At 38.6% G+C, this 21,133-nt stretch carries 14 protein-coding genes and 1 other annotated feature; of the genes, 2 read left to right on the forward strand and 12 right to left on the reverse strand.

Features of this window, described 5'->3' with window-relative positions:
* Nucleotides 1-443 precede the first annotated feature (443 nt).
* The 5 genes from addA to HMPREF2542_RS07715 form a co-directional block, all read right to left on the reverse strand.
* Complete coding sequence (gene addA, locus HMPREF2542_RS07695) at nucleotides 444-4,124, reverse strand: helicase-exonuclease AddAB subunit AddA (RefSeq protein WP_070484678.1); 3,681 nt, start codon at nucleotides 4,122-4,124, stop codon at nucleotides 444-446.
* Complete coding sequence (rexB, locus tag HMPREF2542_RS07700) at nucleotides 4,121-7,393, reverse strand: ATP-dependent nuclease subunit B (protein WP_070484679.1); 3,273 nt, start codon at nucleotides 7,391-7,393, stop codon at nucleotides 4,121-4,123. Before rexB ends, addA begins: the two co-directional genes overlap by 4 nt.
* 123 nt (nucleotides 7,394-7,516) lie before the next feature.
* The gene (locus HMPREF2542_RS07705; RefSeq protein ID WP_058670314.1) at nucleotides 7,517-8,731 is read right to left on the reverse strand and encodes an ABC transporter permease; all 1,215 of its coding nucleotides are present in this window, start codon (nucleotides 8,729-8,731) and stop codon (nucleotides 7,517-7,519) included.
* Nucleotides 8,728-9,621: an ABC transporter ATP-binding protein gene (locus HMPREF2542_RS07710; protein ID WP_058670313.1), complete on the reverse strand. Its 894-nt coding sequence runs from the start codon at nucleotides 9,619-9,621 to the stop codon at nucleotides 8,728-8,730. Before HMPREF2542_RS07710 ends, HMPREF2542_RS07705 begins: the two co-directional genes overlap by 4 nt.
* 195 nt (nucleotides 9,622-9,816) lie before the next feature.
* Entirely contained in the window at nucleotides 9,817-10,029 is a 213-nt protein-coding gene (locus tag HMPREF2542_RS07715; protein ID WP_003037473.1) for a YdbC family protein, read from the reverse strand.
* An 86-nt stretch (nucleotides 10,030-10,115) separates the two neighbouring features.
* Between HMPREF2542_RS07715 and HMPREF2542_RS07720 the strand changes: the two genes are divergently transcribed.
* Nucleotides 10,116-10,457, forward strand: coding sequence for a hypothetical protein (locus tag HMPREF2542_RS07720; RefSeq protein WP_037565830.1), 342 nt, complete (start codon nucleotides 10,116-10,118; stop codon nucleotides 10,455-10,457).
* A 12-nt stretch (nucleotides 10,458-10,469) separates the two neighbouring features.
* Here HMPREF2542_RS07720 and HMPREF2542_RS07725 read toward each other — a convergent pair whose 3' ends face one another.
* Genes HMPREF2542_RS07725 through trpX form a run of 3 tightly spaced genes read right to left on the reverse strand, consistent with a single transcriptional unit; the run spans nucleotide 10,470 to nucleotide 13,137 of the window.
* Nucleotides 10,470-11,225 (reverse strand): ABC transporter ATP-binding protein, encoded by a 756-nt coding sequence (locus HMPREF2542_RS07725; RefSeq protein ID WP_058670312.1) that lies wholly within the window; start codon nucleotides 11,223-11,225, stop codon nucleotides 10,470-10,472.
* On the reverse strand, nucleotides 11,222-12,088 hold the full coding sequence (locus tag HMPREF2542_RS07730) for an ABC transporter permease (protein WP_058670311.1): 867 nt from the start codon (nucleotides 12,086-12,088) through the stop codon (nucleotides 11,222-11,224). Before HMPREF2542_RS07730 ends, HMPREF2542_RS07725 begins: the two co-directional genes overlap by 4 nt.
* Nucleotides 12,089-12,132: 44 nt before the next feature.
* Nucleotides 12,133-13,137 (reverse strand): tryptophan ABC transporter substrate-binding protein, encoded by a 1,005-nt coding sequence (trpX, locus tag HMPREF2542_RS07735; RefSeq protein ID WP_058670310.1) that lies wholly within the window; start codon nucleotides 13,135-13,137, stop codon nucleotides 12,133-12,135.
* A 120-nt stretch (nucleotides 13,138-13,257) separates the two neighbouring features.
* Nucleotides 13,258-13,494 (reverse strand) — a binding site (T-box leader).
* Nucleotides 13,495-13,611: 117 nt separating this feature from the next.
* Between trpX and fbp62 the strand changes: the two genes are divergently transcribed.
* Entirely contained in the window at nucleotides 13,612-15,261 is a 1,650-nt protein-coding gene (fbp62, locus tag HMPREF2542_RS07740) for an Rqc2 family fibronectin-binding protein Fbp62 (RefSeq protein ID WP_070484681.1), read from the forward strand.
* A 541-nt stretch (nucleotides 15,262-15,802) separates the two neighbouring features.
* Here the strand turns inward: fbp62 and budA are convergent.
* From budA to HMPREF2542_RS07760, 4 genes are all read right to left on the reverse strand, one after another.
* The gene (gene budA / locus HMPREF2542_RS07745) at nucleotides 15,803-16,522 is read right to left on the reverse strand and encodes an acetolactate decarboxylase (RefSeq protein WP_070484684.1); all 720 of its coding nucleotides are present in this window, start codon (nucleotides 16,520-16,522) and stop codon (nucleotides 15,803-15,805) included.
* A gap of 150 nt (nucleotides 16,523-16,672) precedes the next feature.
* Entirely contained in the window at nucleotides 16,673-18,337 is a 1,665-nt protein-coding gene (gene alsS / locus HMPREF2542_RS07750; protein WP_049476634.1) for an acetolactate synthase AlsS, read from the reverse strand.
* 82 nt (nucleotides 18,338-18,419) lie between these two features.
* Nucleotides 18,420-19,649: a tetratricopeptide repeat protein gene (locus tag HMPREF2542_RS07755; protein WP_082663114.1), complete on the reverse strand. Its 1,230-nt coding sequence runs from the start codon at nucleotides 19,647-19,649 to the stop codon at nucleotides 18,420-18,422.
* Nucleotides 19,636-20,814 carry an AI-2E family transporter gene (locus HMPREF2542_RS07760; protein WP_049481299.1) on the reverse strand — a complete coding sequence of 393 codons (1,179 nt, stop codon included), beginning with the start codon at nucleotides 20,812-20,814 and terminating at the stop codon, nucleotides 19,636-19,638. Before HMPREF2542_RS07760 ends, HMPREF2542_RS07755 begins: the two co-directional genes overlap by 14 nt.
* Nucleotides 20,815-21,133 lie beyond the last annotated feature (319 nt).

The raw sequence follows: 21,133 nt of genomic DNA on the forward strand, positions 1-21,133 counted from the left end.
TCTATAATTCTATTTTACTATTTTTCCTATTGCTTTTCAAGTAAATTTCCAATATTATTACAAAAAATTCGCAAAACCGAACTTTTCTTCAAATAATACTCACTATTATTAAAAATAACTAGATTTTGTTGGAATTCTAAAATTTTCATTCCATTCCTACTAAATAGCCACTAACATATCAAAGCTACTTAAATGAAAATTTTCATAAAGGTCTATATAGCTTTATAAAAAGGCCGCACAATGCTGCCTTTTCTATTTATTTTATAGTAGCAAATCGCAAAATTACGATCTAATTTCAAATATTTTTCCTCCACTCTCTGATTTACTATTATTTTATCGAACTTTTCTGAAATTTTCAAGCAATATTTTCAATAAAACACAAAATTTAGGAACTATTTTTAATTTTTATGAAGAAAACATTCGTGAATAAGAGGGCGATTTATCTATTCTACTTTCACCACTTGAAGCTGTGCTCCGCCTAACAACACTAAGTATTTTTCAACTTTTTCAATACTGTATGAACGACTAAGAGCTTCAGCATAAAGTGCTAATTGTGCTTGGTAGCGCTCCACTAATTCACTTGGATTTGTATATCGATCCGTCTTGTAATCAAAGAGAATGATTCGGTCCGTCAGCAGTAGATAACCGTCCAGAATCCCACGGACTACAAAATATTGTCCACTTGCTGGATCCTGCTTTAACATAGCAAAAGGAGCTTCACGATATACTCTGTCTGTATGCTTCAAAAGGAGCTGCCCAAGTTCAGTCCAAAAAAAACTAGCTATCTTTTGCAAATCAATTTTCTTTTTAACACTTTCTTCTGCCTGAACCTGTTTTAAAACTTTTCTCAAAATAGCTATCGTAGGGGCTTGATCCAAAGGAATACGCTGCATCAGTTCATGGACAGCGCTACCGATTTGCGCTCCTGTAACTGGAGCTTTTTTAGCAAAATTTGGTAGCTCAAAAGAAGCTTTTCCTACAATGGTCGGATTCCTTTTCTCCATAATTTCAACGCCGTCTGTATCCATAATCGGTTCATAAAATTTCTTAATTTGACTTGGTGTTCGAACACTCGGTAAATGGATGGCAGCTTGATACTTGGTATTCAATCGATCTACATTTTCCAAAATATCCAAAGCCCTACGAATATCCTCAGATTGGCGATTATGCACCATACTCTCTTCAATAACCGCATCTTTCAATTTCAGTTGACCTATTTTTTCACTTGTCAACTCATTATCTGTCACAAATCGCGTTGAAAAAGCTAGATTATCTTTCTCAAATACTACATGTAAAGCCCACATCCAATCTTGAAAACTTGTCATACTTTGCCTGATAGATGCAGCTAAATGCCCCTTCACTGGAGTAGGGAAGCTTTTTTTCTCCAAACTGTTCTGATGACCTTTACCAACTAAATACAGTTTCCTTTCAGCGCGTGTCATGGCGACATAGAGTAGACGCATTTGCTCAGAAATACTGGCTAGATGAATCTCACGCTCATTTTGCTCATAAGGCAGAGTATTAATAGACAAACGAACATGGTTTGGAGCTAACTTATCAGCAACATCTACTGCTACATCAGCTACATACTTGATACCAACGCCATTTTGACGACTGAGAATCAAAGCAGAACTGCTATCTTTACGATTGAAAACTTTGTCCATATTGAGCAAAAAGACATATTTAAATTCCAAACCTTTGCTCTTATGAACTGTCATCAGGCGAACTGCGTGTTTCGGAGCTGCAACAACGACACTTGCCAAGTCATTTTGAGTTTCTAAAATCTTATCAATCATCCCGATAAAACGTGACAAGCCTTTAAAACTCATTTTTTCGTAATCATTTGCGCGCAAAGTAAGGGCATAGAGATTAGCTTGACGTCCCGCTCCATTTGGCAAAGCTCCCACATAATCGTAATAAAAACGATCTTGATAGATTTTCCAAAGCAAATCATATAGTGAATTTGTTTTTGCATACTCTCGCCAAGCCTGTAGTGTTTCTTGAAACTGCTGGATTTTTTTTAAAAGAGGAGGCGTGATAAGTTCAGGATATTGACCGTACCCATTCAGAGTATTCTTCAACTTCTCATATAGATTTTCCTGATGGACAACATAATTTGCCTCAGTCACCTTCTTTTGCAAAGCTAAACGTGCCAATTCATCTTCTGTAAAGTTGAACATGGGCGACTTTAAAAGCGCCACTAAAGCATAGTCATTAAGAGGATTGTTAATCGTACGCAAGGTGTCTAACATCACCATGACTTCAACAGACTGAAGGTAATTGTCCTCACCACCGTCTGAAACGACAGGAATACCATATTTAGCAAATTCAGCTAAAATCGCATCGTTGCGCGTCCGCGAAGCCGTTAGCAAAGTAATATCCTCAAATTGGACATTTTCTTCATTATGCAAACGAATAATTTCTTTGATAACCAGCGCCACTTCTCCTGCAGAAACAGAAGAAACATCTTTGTCGTTCTCCTCATTATCTGTCTCAAGCGCTCCATCATAAATGAGAAATTCTGTCTGATACAAGGGATTTGGTTCTTTTTTATCAGGATTTCCAGCTACCAGATAATGCGTTTCATTGTAATCAATTTCTCCCACTTCTTCATCCATGAGGCGCTTAAAAACATCATTGGTGGCTTCCAAGACTTCCAAATGACTGCGAAAATTCTCTTTTAAGACAATCAATTTCCCTTGTTGACTATCGCTTTGATACAATTTGAATTTCTCATTGAAAATCTGCGGATCCGCTTGACGAAAACGATAAATAGACTGTTTAATATCCCCCACCATAAAGCGATTACCCCCATTTGATAACAGTTCTAGCATCCGCTCTTGCGTGTGGTTGGTATCTTGATATTCATCTACCATAACTTCATGGTATTTGTTCCTATAAAACTGACGCACATCCGAACATTCTTCTAAGATCTGAATAGCAAAATGACTAATGTCCGCAAATTCAAAAGCATTTTCTTCTTTTTTGCGATTCAAATAGCTTGTAACAAACGATTTCATAAATTGCTGCAAAACAAGTAAAATTTCTTTTGCTTCCTCATGGTAGGTCATTTGAAATTCAAAACGATAAAATTGATCCGCCAAGTCTCGTAGAACTTGAATTTTTTCTTTGCGTTTTTCGTTATAGGCGTTGATGATTTCTTTTAATTCTTCTTTACGACCGCTGTTCGTCAAGGCTTTTCCATTGCTGGCACGCGATATTTCTACAATGTTATTGAGCGCTGTGAGATAGGCTTCCTCAGAGGATTGTCCTTGTAAGCTTGCCAGGTCATCAAGCACACGCTGCACATTTTCAAGATATTTTGCTTTGGGAAATTCCTTGGCTTCATGAACCAAATGATAGCTAAAAAAATCTTCTAAATCAAAGAGGGCTTCTTTTGTTTGTGCTAAAAGTTGCGCTTTTTCTTCTTGGAAATCTGCAAACTCATAGCCTTTCAAAAAGTCTTTTTCCAACCATTCTATTGGACTACTAGTAGACTGCAAAAAAGAATAAATCTTATAAACCTGCTCGCGAAAACCAAGCAAATCTTTTCTCTGACCTGTAAAGTTTTTGACCATTTTTTTAAACAAAGCTGCCTGATCAGATTGATAGAAGTCTTCAAAAACTTGCTCAAAAACTTCGTTTTGTAGCAATAATTGTTCACTCGCACTTTGTAAAATGCGAAAATTTGGTGCTAACTCCAACAAATAACCATATTTATTCAGGACTTTTTGAGTGAAAGAGTCCATAGTTCCAATATCTGCATTGGGAATATCAGCTAATTGCTGCGCTAAGTGTTGTTTAAGTTCCTCATTAGTTGTTTCTTTCAAGGCCTTGGACAGCTCTTTCTCCAAGCGCTCTTTTAATTCACTAGCTGCTTTGACGGTGAAAGTTGAAATGAAGAGCTGCTCAATACGAACTCCCCGCAGAATTTGATCAATAATCCGCTGCACCATTACAAAAGTTTTTCCTGATCCTGCAGAAGCAGACACAAGAATGTTTTGACCAGAGGAGTAGATAGCTTCGATTTGCTCTGCTGTACGTTTTTGAGTTTTATTAGACTGTGCTTCTTGATCCTGCAAAGCACGAATCTCTGCTTGAGTCAAAAATGGAATTTGTCTCATTTTTCTAACTCCTCCTTCATCTTTTCTATCCACGCTTGACGTTTTTTTTCACCTGCTGAGTGCTTATCTAGCTTAACCAAATGTCGGGCTCTAGAAAGATGAAGATTGGCTTCAAAACCTGTAATGGACTTATATTGTTCCACAAAAGGTGCAATACTTTTGCCATTTTCTGTATAAGGATTAATCTTAAAATGCCCTGTCAATATCTGCTCGGCAGCACGACGGTACAAGAGTGCATTATAAGCTAACAAAGTTTCTAGCTCTTCTTGACTTAATAAATTGACTTTCTTTTTATTATACAAATCATTGAGTTGATAAGCTTGCTCCGATAGAAATAGCCCCTTGTATTCTAACGTTTTCATCACCTCTTTGACTGCATCACTCTGCGACTTGGTCTTCGCTAAAGGTACGAGTGGATTGGTCATCTGCAAATACATGGCGCCAAAAACCTGTGCTTCATCATTCGTCCACTTTTCTTGTTTCAATGCCATTATATACGTAGGTAATTGAGAATTCAAACCATTGAAAAATTTTTGAAAATCAAAATCTGTGTCACTTGATTTATAATCCACAATTCCCAGACTGTCATTACTTCTCAATCGGTCAATGCGGTCAACTTTTCCTCGAATTTGAAGATTGCGACCATCTGATAAGGTTAAAAATTCTGCACTCTCTTGCCCAAAAACAGCCTCTTCCTGAATAGTTTCTACTAAATCATTTCTTTCTAGAACACGCCCTGTCGCACGCGCTGCGTCAAGCAAAACTTCATGAGCAAACAATGCTTCGGCACTTTCGGTATAAAGAGCTTCAAACTCCGGTTCACAGCTTACTTCCTGAATGGCTTTTTCTAGACGGATGTCGAATTGCTCGTTCGATTGATCGTGCACGACTTTTTCAAACACACGGTGCAGAAAATTTCCATGACTGCGCGCATCTGGGTAAATTGTCATTTCTTCTTGCAGAGCCAAAATATACTTCAAAAAATAAGCATACTGATTACGATAAAATTCTGTCAAAGCTGAAGTCGACAATAGAAATGCTTGATGAGGCGGATAAAGGATTTGCAAAGTCTGCTCTGACAAGGTTTCTGTCTCAAGACTTGACGTGACATTCGGAATCGAAATGCCTTCACTTTCCAATTTTTTGCGCAAAACTCGTACAGCTACTGACCAAAAAGTCTGTTCTTTCTCAGTCAAAGAATGCTCTTTATCAATATCTCCTTGATTCAACTCAATAACCCTCGCCAATAAAGCACGATAAGTACCAATATCATCACTTGTTGCCTGCGGATGCTTCACCTCAATTGGCAAAGCAATTGGTTGCTCACGCAGTTCCAACAGATATGGAGAAATGTCATTCTCTATTTCATTGACAATCTGAGGAGTGGAAAGTACCAATCTATCCGTTGCAGCATTTAGAAGTGACAAGGCGACAAAACGATTTTTCTTGAGATTTTCCTGAGCAGCAATCAGCAATTCCGAATGCTCATCTGTCACTTCGTTTAGCAACAAACGGTCTTCATCTGACAAAAGAGTCTTATTTTGTGCAATTTTGGGAAAATAGTCTTGGGTCAAACCAATCGCGTAAACAAAAGGACTTGACAACGGCTCAATCAAGTCATAAGACTGAACGGTCACAACGTCTACTGTTGCTGGAATCGTTCGATAATTAGATAACAGCATTCCTGACTGCACCAGAGTCAGAAAATCATCTAGATTGACTTTGCTAGCTGAAAAGACATTGGCAAATTGTTCCAAAACATGGCAAAAAGCTTTCCAAACTTCTTCTTGCCGTTCTTGATCTTGCGGATTCGTAAAATCTACTAAACTAGCAAAATTCTGAAAAAAAGAAATTGTTGTTAAAAATTGATGAAATTTTTGAAGCAGGCCTGTCGCTGTTTGACTGCGAGATTTAAAAAATTCCAAGAGAGGAGTGACTATATTTTTTCTTAATTGATTGATATGAACTAGATTAAATTTTCGTTGTTGATTATGAGTAAATTCTTTAGAAAACTTACTCATTCCTCTCACGTCTGCAAAACGGATATATTGCTCAAACAAGTCTAGTTCTTCTTGCTTTAAATGACCATAAAGACCTGTTTTTAAGAGATTGAGCAAATCTTCCGTTCGAAAATTGTAGTGTTTTAGGCGCACTAAAGCTTCAATAAATTGCACCAAAGGGTGATGAGCCATAGCCTCACTTCGTCCCAGATAAAAAGGGATTTGATACTGATCAAAAATCGTCTTTAACTGTAAATGATACGCTTCCACATCTCCCAAAAGAACGCGAATATCCTTATAACGAACTTCATCATGAACTAACTGACGAATGCTTTTTGCCACATATTCTAATTCTTCTTTTTGATTGACTGTTGACCAAATCTGCACATGCGAGCGATCCTGCTCCGTTAGCTTTAGGTCAACATCTGAGAAATCATACCGACTTTCTAACAGTTTTGAAATCTTTCCAAAAGCATCATCTGGCTGGCTTGCTGGTATATATTCAGGTTTCACTTCAAATTTACCTGCCAACTGTCGCAAGAAATCAACACTCGCCTGATAAAGATTGCCCTCTCGAAAACTTGCACGATACGCTTTTTCACTTGCATAAGCACCGATGATAATTTCCACACCCTTATTATGCAAAAGCTCGATCAAATAAGCTTCCTCAGCCGAAAAGCGCGTAAACCCATCAATAACCAAGACTAAATCCTGCAGTTCCTCATCCACATCACCTGCTATAATATGATGGGTAAAGGCCATGATATTTGAATCAGAAGTAAATTCACTCTGATTAAGCTGATACATCACTACTTGAAAAATCTTGATTAAATCTGCTTTTTTCTCTGCTTCTTCCAAATAGTCTAGGTCTGTATAACTCATCTGAGCGACTTGCAGTTCATGATAGAGCTCAACCAATTGCTGAATAAATTGTGCATCCGTCCGAATGGCACCATATACCCTCAAATCATGCTCATTCATTTCTGAAAGCACTTTATAAAAGAGCATGCTAAGCCCAATATCATATATGTTTTCTCCCTTTTGCACATCATTGAGGACAAAATAACGTGCCATCTGCGCAAAACGTGTCACTGTAATAGCAAAGGAAGCATGGTTTTCTAAAAGAGCCAAAACAGCTCTCTCCTTTTCAAATGAAAGAGAATTAGGTGCAATATAAAACACGCGCTTACCTTCCTGTGCCAAGCGTTCTGCTTCTTTCACCAAAATCTTCGTTAAGGGATTGCGAATATCTGTATAAAGTAATTTCATGAGCATCCTGTTTCTATCATAATATAGTTTAATTATATCATTTTTAAAGTTTTTCAACAGCGATTGACTGCATGCCTCCTTTTCAAGAAAAATCCCCACAAGAATACTTGTGGAGAACTATTTTTAACGATAAGCTAAAGCTTTTTTGAAACTCTTCCAAATACCAATATCATCTGTTTGCAAAATCAAGCTGGAATAAATTCGACCAATATAAACCGTCATTCCAGTGGTAAATAAGAACGCAATCACAAAGGAAATCCACGCTTCCAAACTAGTTGCATAACCATTGATAGCACGGAAAGGCATAAAAAAGGTTGAAATAAATGGAATATACGAGCCAACTTTAAGTAAAATCGTATCACCTGCATTTCCAAGAGCTGTTACACCTAAGAATCCTAGTACAACTAGCATCACAACAGGCTGAACGGCTTTCCCAACATCTTCAATTCTCGTTACCATCGAGCCTAAAAAGGCAGATAGGACAACGAACAAAAAGACACTTAAAGTAATGAAAGCAATGGTATTAAAAGAAATGGCTTCACCTAGATGCTTCATCAAATTTGGATTAGCTTGCAAAAATTCTTTTACAAAAGAAACCTTGTCAGAAAATATTAGTAAGAGCACTGCTCCTATCACGTAAATTCCTACATGTGTCAAAATTACTGCAAAAATTCCAGCCATTCGACCATAAAAATATTCAGATGCCTTGATACTGGAGAAAATAACCTCCATAATCTTTGTTCCTTTTTCGCTTGCAATTTCCTGCGCAGTTGAGCTTGTATAAACAATGAGAATCATGTACAATATCAAACCAATTGCTGTTGCAACAACTGTTTGAATCGTTTTCTTAGCCTCTTTCTTTTCGTCAATTTTTTCCTTAAAATCAATCCCCCTTGAAAGCAGTTTAACTTGGTTTGCTGATAAATTAGCTTGGCTGATATTTGCAACCTGCTGTAACTGTAGTAATTTCTGTGAAATTGCTGCCTTTGTAGTGCCATTCATCCCTGTATCAGCGACATAGGTTGCTTTAATTTGACCGCTTGCTTCTGATAGCAGCAAATACCCCCCGACATCACCGTCTTTTATAGCTTTCTTGGCTGCTGCTTCATCTTTATAATCGAAGTCCAGATTCTTGATATCTTTTAAAACTTCCTTGATTTGTGCATTGTCTGTTACAACTGCAATACGGCTAGAATTGCTACTTGACATGGAAGAAAGATACCCAACTCCAAAACTAAGACCAATAAAGATGAAAGGAGAAAGAACCATGAAGACAAAACTCCATGACTTGACATGACGAAGATAAGTCTCTTTGATTACAATTAATGTCTGTTTCATACTTCCACCCCTGATTCTAATTTAAAGATTTCATCAATTGTTGGAGCTTGTTGGTCAAAAGTTGCAATATATTGTCCTTTAGTCAGCAAGTCAAACAAGTCCTTCCCAGCTGTTTCGTCATCTAATATCAATCGCCATGTTCCTTGATTGGTCAGACTGGCTCTGCTTACGTGAGGAAGCGCCTCTAATTCAGCTTGAGAAAGCGCACTAGATACAAAGAGTCTTGTTTTCCCATAGCGATTACGAACTTCTTGTACACTACCATCCAAAATGACTTTACCATCACGAAGCATGATGATCTTATCACATAATTCTTCCACATTTGTCATGACATGATCAGAAAAGATAATGGTCGCTCCGCGCTCTTTTTCTTCAATAATAACTTGCTTTAAAATCTCCGTATTAACTGGGTCAAGACCGCTGAAAGGCTCGTCTAAGATAATCAAATTTGGCTCATGTAAAAGTGTAATAATCAGCTGCACTTTCTGCTGATTTCCCTTTGACAGGCTCTTGATTTTATCAGTCAATTTTCCTTTAACTTGCAATCGTTCCATCCACTGAGGCAATTTTTCTCTCACAACTGCACTTGATACACCTTTTAAATTCGCCAAATAACGCACCTGCTCATAGACAGTCAACTTAGGCATCAAACTTCGTTCTTCTGGTAAATAGCCAATTTCCCGATAAGTGTCTTGAGAAATAGCTTTGCCCTCAAAAGAAATCCTACCGCTATATTCTAAAAAACGTAGAATGCTATGAAAAATCGTTGTTTTCCCAGCACCGTTTTTTCCAATCAGACCAAGGATTTGTCCTGATTCAGCCTTAAAATCAACACCAAACAGAACTTGTTTTTGCCCAAAACTTTTTTCTAAATTCTGAATTTCAAGCATCCTAAACCTCCTAAAATTTTAAGTTCACTATATTATATATATTGTCTATATTTAATAGTATAATATTTTGAAAGCGTATTTTCAAGTTTTTGTGTAAAATTCCTTATTTTTTACAACAAAAAAGAGAGTCATCAACAGTTACATTTATAGATCGTCTGTCTCTCACTCTCTTGCCTTTATTCTATTTACGCTTTACTAAGCCTTAAAAGCCTCTACCAATACTTGAAATTCTTCATTGGAAAGCGTAATCCCTTTTCCCATTTTTGTATGATCAGGACTCCAGCTACGGATATCATATTTGGCTGGTGCACCATTGAAACTCACTCGGTTCAGCTCTTTCGTCCAGCCTTTATCATTTTCTGATAACACCAGTAACTTTTCTTCTATCTCAAATTTAAACTCTGACATTTTTTCTCCTTTTTCTTCTTTCTTGATTTATTCGTAAAAAATTTACTTTTTTAGCAAGTTTATTATATAATATATTGTAACAAGTTATGGAGAATTTAGCTATGAAAAAATTTCTCGAAATGATTTTAGAACGCGCAAGTGAATTTATCAATTACAAAAAGAATACGCAAGAAATAGAGGAGGACAACGCCAATATTTTGCAGATGATTGAAACCGCTTTGCAAAAGAAATCAGGCGTACATGTTATTTTTTTAGATAAAAGTTTTACGGGTGATATTGTCAAATATGACAAAGAACGCCAGCAGCTCATTATAAAAAATTTCCAGAAAAGCATGTCTACCATTATTCGTATTTCAGATATTAAGCGGATTCGTCTGGTTCCTAATACTATCAGAGAAGCACAAAAAAGAAATTCCAACCTCAAATGAGATTGGAATTTTTTATTCAAACAAACCATAATAATCCGCTATGGTCATTTTGGCTTTTTCTTCCTGTTTGAGGTCTTGGATGATCTGTCCGTCTTTCATGACAATCAAGCGATTGCCATATTTGAGAGCATCTTCCATATGGTGGGTAATCATGAGAGCAGTCAGTTGATCACGATTTACAAATTCATCTGTCAGACTCATCAATGCCACACTGGTTTTGGGGTCAAGCGCTGCTGTATGTTCATCCAAAAGCAACAGCTCAGGGCGTTTGAGAGTCGCCATCAACAAACTCAAAGCCTGTCTCTGACCACCAGAAAGAAATTCAATTGGCGTATCCAAATACTTTTCTAAACCATTGCCGATTTTCTCTATTATTTCTTGAAATTCTTTTCGATAATGGCTCAGACGGCGTGGCACTAGAGGGCGTTTTTCACCACGAAATTTAGCAATCAATAGGTTTTCTGCCACCGTCATGCGCGGAGCTGTTCCCATCTTTGGGTCTTGAAAGACGCGTGACAGATACTTAGCACGTTTCTCTGGCAAATAACTCGTCACATTTTCACCTAGAATATAAATGCTGCCACTCGTCAATGGCAATGTTCCTGAGATGACGTTGAACAGAGTAGATTTTCCCGCCCCATTTCCACCTAAAATGGTAATGAAGTCATGCTTATGAATGGTCAAGGAAACATTGTCAAGAATCGTTTTTTCATCAAAGCCATTATTCACAACTTTCGTCGCATTTTTTAATTCTACAATTGCTGTCATTTGCTTAACTTGACTCCTTTAAAGAATTTATTTTTAAAAGTCGGAATCATGAGGCAAACCGCCAAGATAACCGCACTATACAGACGGAGATAACTGGTATTAAAACCAAGTGCAATCACACCCCAAATCAGAAATTGATAGAAAATAGCTCCGACAACAATCGTTAGTAAACGTTCTGCTAATGTCAGACTAGTAAAGAGCACCTCGCCGATGATGAGGCTAGCAAGTCCGACAACAATCACTCCAATACCGCGCGAGACATCCGCATAACCTTCCTGCTGAGCAATGAGGGCTCCAGCTAGAGCAATAACACCATTAGATAGCACCAACCCCATCAGCTCCATTCGCCCTGTGTGAATACCAAAACTCCTCGCCATATCAGGATTATCTCCTGTAGCAATATAAGCTTGACCCAATTTTGTATCTAAGAAAAAGAGCAATGCAGCTATTACCAAGCTAACAAAAAGTAGCCCTGTTAGAAGATTGTTGATTTCGCTAGAAAATGGCAGAAAGTCCTGAATTTGCTTGGTTTCTAGAAGACCAAGATTCGCTCGCCCCATTAACATGAGCATAATCGAATGGCAGGAAGTCATGACCAAAATTCCAGAAAGTAGAGTAGGTATTTTCCCCTTGATATAAAGAAGTCCTGTTGCCATTCCTGCCAAACACCCTGCCAGAATGGCAACAACAGTCGCCGGAAAGGGATTGATACCTTTACTAATCAGCGTAACTGCCACTGCTCCCCCAAAGGGAAAAGAGCCTTCGGCTGTCATATCAGGGAAGTTTAAAATGCGGAAGGTCATAAAAATTCCCAAACCTAGTATGGCCCAAACAAGGCCTTGTGAGACAATTGAAATAATCATAATGTTGTCCTAACTTTAAAAAATATCGTTTCTTATCAATCGGATTACTCAATGACTTGTCCTGCTTTTTTCAGAACATCATCTGGAATCGTTATTCCTAGCTGAGCAGCCACTTTTTTATTTATAACCGTTTTTCCAGTATTAAAGATTTCAACCGCTGTGTTTGCTGGTTTAGCCCCTTTCAAAATCTTCGCAGTCATTTTTCCAGTCGCTACTCCAAGTTCTTTTTGATCTACTACAACGGAACCTAAACCACCTTCTTTTACCATAGCCGTCGCGCTTGGATAGATAGGTTTTTTAACTGTTTGATTGCTGGAAACAACTGTTGAAAAAGCAGAAGCAATGGTGTTATCAATTGGAATCCAAATGGCGTCTACTTTCCCTGTCATCACATTCATAGTTGAAGCAATCTCATTTGTCGAAGGCACAGAATAAGGAAGCACCTTATAGCCTGCTTTTTCAGCCAAAGTTGTAAATTCTTCTACCTGCGTTTTGGAATTGTCCTCACTACTTGAGTAAAGAATACCAATTGTTTTCACATTCGGTGTTAACTGTTTAATCAGATTTAACTGTTGTTTAGCTGGATTATGATCAGAAACACCTGTGATATTACCGCCAGGCTGTTTCAAATCTTTGACCAAATTTGCCCCAGCTGGATCGGTCACTGCTCCCATGACAACTGGCTTATCTTTCGTTGCACTAGCTAGCCCCTGAGCGGCATGCGTTGCGATTCCAATCAGCACATCATTATTATTTGCGACCAGTTGCTTACTCATCGTTGCTACTTTACTTTGATCACCTTCTGCATTCATAAAATCAATCTTGATTTTCTTGCCTTTGTAGCCTTCTTGGGCCAAGCCTTCTTGAATACCCTTATAAATCAAATCCAGCGATGGATGACTAACATATTGTAGTACGCCGACTTTTACTGTTTTTGTTGTATTGTTGATTTTCGTTGTTTTCCCATCATTAATGCTAGAATAAATGATTCCTCCAACAACTAAGACTACTAAAAGTGCAATAATTGCCATTAGTCGTTTATTTTTCATATCTGTTCTCCATTTCGTATGTTTCAAATGTTTATTCAAGTAAAATCCAGAGTCGCCATCGCTTAAACATACTTCCCCTCCATTTACAATAAAAGAAAAACCCACACACAGTTCATCCTGTGTGAGGGCGTAAATCGCGGTGCCACCTCAATTATGGGAAAAATCATACACTTTTCCCACATCTCTATCTTGTCTAACAACAAGTTGCACTATAAGGTGTGCTTACCGAATTTTTATCGTTTCAAATTCAAGTTCTATCCATTAGCCCAATTTCATAAAACCCTGCTGCTTGTTTTCACCAACCACAAGCTCTCTGCCAACAAATATTTTATTACTTTTCTAATTTGATATTATTTTAGAGGTTTCTGAAATAAATGTCAAGTATTTTGTCAAACTTTTCTGATAATAATTTTTCAACCTTTTCTTACTATTTTTTGTTATAATTTTCTTTAGTACCATTCAAGGAGAAAAACCATGTCCTTTGACGGATTTTTTTTACATCACATGACAGATGAATTGCGGCAACAGTTACTGTACGGTCGTATTCAAAAAATCAATCAACCGTTTAATCAGGAATTAGTGCTACAAATTCGCAGTAATCGACAAAATCATAAATTGCTCTTGTCTGTTCACCCTGTTTTTAGTCGCATTCAACTAACCCGTACCGCCTTTGAAAATCCAGCAGTGCCCACCACATTTATCATGGTTATGCGAAAATATCTACAAGGTGCTACGATTGAAAACATTTCACAAATCGAGAATGATCGAATTTTAGAAATTTCTGTCTCCAATAAAAATGAAATTGGAGATAACGTGGCAGCAACTCTTATCATCGAAATCATGGGCAAGCACAGCAATATCATCCTAATGGATAAGGCAAGCGGCAATATTATTGAAGCTATTAAACATGTCGGCTTTTCTCAAAATAGTTACCGTACGATTCTGCCTGGTTCAAGCTATGTCACTCCACCTCAAACAGATAAGCGCAATCCATTTACCATTTCTGATGAAAAATTATTTGAAATTTTGCATACAGAGGATTTGTCGGCCCGTTCTTTACAAAACTTATTTCAAGGCTTGGGGCGCGATACAGCAGCCGAACTCAGCCAGCGCTTAACAAGTGATAAGTTAAAAATCTTCCGCGCCTTCTTCGCTAGCTCCACTCAGGCAACCCTGACTAGCAAGTCATTTACCCCCATTCTCTTTGCGGATAGTCAGAAAGAATTTCCTAGTTTATCACAATTGTTAGATGCTTTCTATCAAGACAAGGCAGAGCGCGATCGCGTTAATCAGCAAGCCAGTGAACTGATTCATCGAGTGGAAAATGAATTAGAAAAAAACCGTAAAAAATTAACGAAACAAAAGCAGGAATTAGTCGCGACTGAAAATGCTGAAGAATTTCGCCAAAAAGGAGAACTCCTCACTACTTTTTTGCACCAAGTTCCCAACAATCAAGACCAAGTAGAACTGGACAATTACTACACAAGCGAGAAAATTACTATTGTGCTGGATAAAGCTTTGACCCCTAACCAAAATGCTCAGCGCTATTTTAAGAAATATCAAAAACTGAAAGAAGCAGTCAAGCATTTAACGGGACTGATTGAAGAAACTAAAGAAACCATTCAATATTTGGAAAGTGTGGAAACCGCCCTGTCACAGGCTAACTTAACAGAAATTGCTGAAATTCGTGAAGAATTGATTCAGACCGGTTTTATTCGCCGGCGTCAGCGTGAAAAGATCCAAAAACGAAAAAAACCTGAGAAATATTTGTCTACTGATGGACAGACAATTATTCTGGTTGGACGAAACAATCTGCAAAATGATGAGCTGACCTTTAAAATGGCGAAAAAAGAGGAACTTTGGTTTCATGCCAAGGATATTCCCGGCAGTCACGTGGTCATCACAGGAAACCTGCAACCAAGCGATGAGGTCAAGACAGATGCTGCGGAATTGGCGGCATACTTTTCTAAGGCGAGATTGTCCAATCTTGTTCAGGTGGATATGATTGAAGTCAAAAAACTTAACAAGCCAACAGGTGGTAAACCTGGTTTTGTAACCTACACGGGGCAAAAGACCCTACGCGTTACTCCTAATGAAGCCAAAATTAAATCCATGAAGATGTAAGGTGTCTACTAACTGGCACCTTTTTCTGACTATTTTTTATATGTCCGACCCTCGGATGAAATGAATCTCTTTTCAGGCAAGCTGTCCGACCCTCGGATGAAATGAATCTCTTTTCAGGTAAGCTGTCCGACCCTCGGATGGAGTGAATTACTTTTCAGGCAAGTTATCCGACCCTCGGACGGAGTGAATTACTTTTCAGGTAAGTTGTCCGACCCTCGGATGGAATGAATTATTTTTCAGGCAAGCTATCCGACCCTCGGATGAAATGAATCTCTTTTCAGGTAAGCTGTCCGACCCTCGGACAGAGTAAATCAGTTCTCAAGCAGGTCGTCAATGTGGACGACAGCTTAAACCAGTTCTCGTTCACTTTGTCGACCGAGGCGACGAACTCGTTCTCATTATAAGGGACTGAAAAAACTTCTTAGAATAGTAAAAGGCTTAAAATCAGTGCTTTTAACAACACGATTTTAAGCCTTTTTGGCATCATTCTTTTGAATTTTGAATGGAATTTGAGCTTTTGTCTAACTTTGTCCACTATTTTTTATTCAGATTTCTCAATATCTTCTTTTAACTCCGACACATTCAATTTTGCAGAGAGAAAATCTTGATCTTGAACCGGAAAACGCTGCTCCAAAGCCGCAATTATTCCGATTTCAACCTCTCCATTTTTCATGACAAAATCCATGACATGTCCACCGAATTGGTGGTCATCAGATAGAAAATGAAGATGATAACCAGCTACGCTGACGCCGTGAAACAGCTCCGGCGTCCAAAAGCCAACAATCGTTCCTGAAATGTGTTCTGCATGATACTCCGGCTGATGAGCTGCGATTTCTGCAAACCTCTTTCCCGGAGAGGATTTTGGAGCTATTCGCACGTGCATGCTGCTAAATTCACCATGAATCTTAATTGAGCGAAAAAGATTTTCCCCGACATAGCTAGCTTCTATGCGCTTCTTCAACGCTTCATCAGTCAGCTCAACGTCCTGACGAAAACACGCTTCTGCTCTGTGAAAAGCCACTGCAGCATAAGGAACCATCCTATCTGTTGAAACTTCTATCACTTCAGGAGTTACTCCTATTCCCTTGGCCTGATAAGCCTTACCGTCAAGCACAATCAGCTCTCCGTCAATAGAGTCTAAAGTACCAATCCCTAAATCGCCATGTTGAAGCAATTCTTCAATCGTCATCGTCCCCTTGTAAAGCCCCGCCATCAAAGCTCCCAAAGTATTGTAGTGAAATAATGTTACAAGCTTTTCCATTTCTCCTCCTAGGCAATTTTTACTATCTTTCCTTGAAAAAAGCAGGTCTCACATCCAGCCTTTTACTGTCTAATACTGCACATCAACCGTACAAGAAAATGAGAAATTGAACTCTCTTGAAATAGTCTTGAACCCTTTCCCAGTTTCAATTTAATAAAACTCATCTGGTAAAATCGTTTCTCCTAGTGTACTGCTGTCCTTGTAATCCACTGGCACATCAATGATAACCGGTCCATTTTCCTTTAAGGCTTTTTGGAGCAACTGTGTTAATTCTGCTGGAGATGTTGCTCGGAATCCTTTCGCACCAAAACTCTCTGCATATTTAACAAAATCAACAGGCCCAAAGTCCACTCCAGATGAACGACCATATTTCATTTCTTCTTGAAATTCCACCATATTATAATGCCCGTCGTTCCAAATAAGATGAATAATTGGCAATTGCAGGCGAACCGCTGTCTCTAGCTCCTGAGCTGAAAAGAGGAAGCCGCCGTCGCCAGACACAGAAATGATCTTTGTGTTGGGACGAACCAAGGCTGCTGAGATTGCCCAGGGTAATGCCACTCCTAACGTTTGCATCCCATTTGAAAAAAGCAGATGCCTTGGTTCATAGCTCTTGAAATAACGTGCCATCCAAATATAATGCGTACCCACATCTACTGTAACTGTCATATCATCTGTCGTATTTTCCTGCAAGACTTCGACAATATCCAGCGGGTGTAGTCGTCCTGTTTCAGTTTGGCTGCGGTCAAATTTCACATCACCGTCCATTTTATCTCGCAAAACTTGCAGATATTCCCGCGACCCTTCTGGTAATTGATAACCGTTGATCGCTGGCAGCAATAAATCCAAAGTATTTGCAATATCTCCAATCAGCTCACGCTCCGGTTGGAAGTAAGTATCAATCTCTGCTGGCTCTACATCAATCACAATGACGCGGGCAGAAATTTCCGCATTCCAGTTGCGTGCTTCATACTCAATCGGATCATAGCCGATAGCGATGACTAGATCAGATTTTTTCAAGAGCATATCACCTGGTTGATTACGAAACAGTCCGACACGTCCAAAGAACGTAGCTTCTTCCAATTCACGAGACACAATCCCAGCCCCTTGGAATGTTTCCACAACAGGCAACTGTACTTGCTCCAATAACTGACGAATAGAAGCCGTCACTTTGGCACTTGAAGCACCATTCCCCAAGAGAAGAACGGGCAACACAGCATTTTTAATCGCTTGCGCTAGGTAGTTGATGTCAGCCACTGAGCTAGAACCCAGTTGCGGATCCGTCAACGGTTTAATAGCCTTCACATGAACCTGACTATCCACCACATCCTGTGGAATGGAGATAAAACTTGCCCCTGGCATTCCTGATTTGGCATGACGATAAGCATTGGCAATAATTTCTGAAAGAGTATTGCCATCTTGCACTTCGACAGAATACTTGGTAATCGGCTTAAACAGTGCAGCATTATCCATGGACTGATGAGCACGTTTGAGAAGATCAGCTCGTTTGACCTGACCGGCTAAAGCTAGTACAGGATCCCCTTCTGCGGTCGCAGTAACCAAGCCCGTTGCCAAGTTTGAAGCGCCTGGTCCACTGGTTGCAATCACGACACCTGGCTCTCCTGTAATCCGCCCAATTCCTTGTGCCATAAAAGCAGCATTTTGTTCATGACGAGCCACGATCAGTTGTGGGCCTTTGTCCTCTAAGGTATCAAACACACGGTCAATCTTTGCACCCGGAATCCCAAACACATAATCCACTTTATGATTAATTAAACTATCTACAATTAGATCAGCACCAAATTTTTCAGTCATTTTCTTCGTCCTTCCTGAATATCACGCTCATCATTATATCATAATTCCCATGCGTCTTATAGGATTGTGCTTGTTACTCTTTTTACAAACTATCGTACAATTCCTGCATGATACCGTCATCCGGAACGAGGCGAAGATAATGCTCTGCTTGGTGTTTTGCTTTTTCAAATTCACCCATTTCACGAAGTAGATAAATATATTGCTCTAAAAATTCTGGATTTTCCTGTAAATCTGAGAGCAACAGACTGTAGCGCTCCAAAGCTGCTGTTGTATGTTCCAAAGCTTGATAGGCACGTGCAATATTCCACTTCGTCAGAACATTATCTACATCTCGCTCTTCAAATGCCAAAACTTCATCAAAACGCTCTTGCTGCACATAAAGATTCGTCAAACGCAGTACGATTTCTTCCTCATCTTCAGCATTCTCTTGCGCTTGCAGCAGGTATTCTTCTGCCTTTTGCTCATCGTGTAGCTCATAAGAAAGTTGTGAAGCCAGTAGCAAAAGACGAGTGTCAAACGGATTTTTCGATAAGCCCTGCTGCGTGAGGCGTAATGCTTCTTCTGTCTGATGTTCTGCATGAAGCGACAAAGCATAACCGTACTCATAGCCCTCAAAGTCTTGCGAAATCGTATCAATTTGCTTAAAGTACAGATTGGCTTTTTGATATTCTTTCTGATCATATAAAATAGTTGCTAGTTCAAAGGCTACCGTATCATCATATTCAATCTCTAAGGCTTTTTGAAGAAATTCAACCGCTGCTTCAAATTTACCAAGATTTGCATAGGAAATGCCAATTCGCTGATAAGTAGAAATACCTGTCTGCTCATAAATGATGCGATTGTCTAAACTAGCATACTCTTTAATGGCTTGCTTAAAATTTCCCAATTCAAAATCTATTTCAGCCAAACCAAAAGTTACTAACGGCTCGTCAGTCAATTGTTTTGCTTCGGCTAGTTTTTCTCTTGCAACGTCCGGCAACCCTTCCATTTGGTACAAATCAGCTTTGACCAATAGAGCTGTCACGTACCAATCACTATCAAAATTAATTTCTTCCAGATAAGCAAAGGCCTCTTCCACTTTCCCATCTTCACTAGCAATCTGTGCTAAACTAATATAGGATTCTGGATAGTGGGGAGCTAAGTTTTCATAAATTCGCTTAGCTTGAGGGAAAAAGCCGATACTTTCTAAGTAATCGGCCAATTCAAGTAATTCTTCTTCTGTATCATTTGTTAGGGCTCTCTCAAAATATTTATTAGCATGCGCCAAATCCTGCTTTTGTAGAAAAGCGACCATTTTTTCACTGTTGTTCAATTCTCTCTCCTGTTTCATCTACTAATTCTTCTTCGTACAAACCGCTAACTTTTTTATACCATTTAAAAATAGCAGTAATCACAACTTTTGCAGAAGCATAGATTGGAATTCCCAGTAAAACACCCCAAATACCAAACATAGAACCAGCTGTCAAAAGGACAAAAAGGACATTAATCGGATGGATATTCAATTGGCTACCGAGAATCAATGGTGATACAAACCGCCCTTCAATCGTTTGCTCTACAATAAAGACAACAATAACTTTCAATAACATAAGCGGTCCAGCAATCAAACCTAAGACAAGAGCCGGTAACATCGCGAGAAAACTTCCTAAGTAGGGAACCAAATTTAAAATCCCTGCAGTTACTCCAAGCGTAACTGCATAACGAAGTCCTATTATCTTAAAGAAAATGATAAACATAATCGCTACAATGATAGCAACAGTCACCTGACCACGAACATAATTAGCAAGCTGTGTATTGACGTCTGTCAAAATTTGACCAACAGGGTCACGAAACTTTGTTGGTATGAATTTTGTCAAATAAGATTTCAAATTTTTCCCATCTCGCAAAAGGTAAAAAAGGATAAAAGGCATGATGATAATAGCTACAATCACTTGCGAAGCCGTACTAATCAATGTGCTCACCCAATTTACTGCTTTCGATGAAAAATTACTTGCCCAAGTCGTCACTTGATCTGAAAAATTGTTGGCAATTTCTTCCAATTGAGGCTTGACATCATCAGAAATACGATTTTCCAAAAAATCTTGAATGATTTTATTCGACTTTTGCAAATTAGCTGGTAAATTCCTTACAAAGCTCACAATCTGATGTTGCAAACTTGGAATTGCCACAGCCAATCCCCAAATCAAAAGCAAAGCAATCAAAATAAAAACAATCGTAATCGCAACCAAGCGATTTATTTTATGCTTCTCCATAAAATCCACGATCGGGTTCAATAGATAATACAAAAGCCCCGCTAAAATAACCGGCAGCATAATAACCCCGATAAATTCTAGAACAGGAATAAAAATGAAACTAATTTTGCTTAATACAAAAATATTCAATCCCAGCAATAATGTCACCAAAAAAACAGTGATTGCTTTATTATCTAAAAACCATCGAAAAAACCACGATAGAGTGAAATCCTTCTTTTTATGTTCCATACAGACATCCTTTTCTTTATTTATCTCATTGTAGCATTTTTCACTAAAAAATTCTTGAAGAAAAAGTAGCCATTTGTAAATTTCTTCCTTGCGTCCAAGTCAAATATAAAAAAGTGAGATTGGGACAAAAATTCCCAACCTCAAAGTATACTATATAATAAACCAACACCGCAATAACTGATTCCTCAAAGCACTACTTTGAGGAAACGGATAGAACTTGCGAAGCAAGTTTCAAGGCGGTTCGCTTTTCAAGCTTGGAAGAAAATTTTTGACAAAAACTTCGTTTTCTTCATTCACCACCTCAACAGTCTAGAAAACT

The sequence above is a fragment of the Streptococcus sp. HMSC034B05 genome, from assembly GCF_001809055.1.
GTDB lineage: Bacteria > Bacillota > Bacilli > Lactobacillales > Streptococcaceae > Streptococcus > Streptococcus constellatus.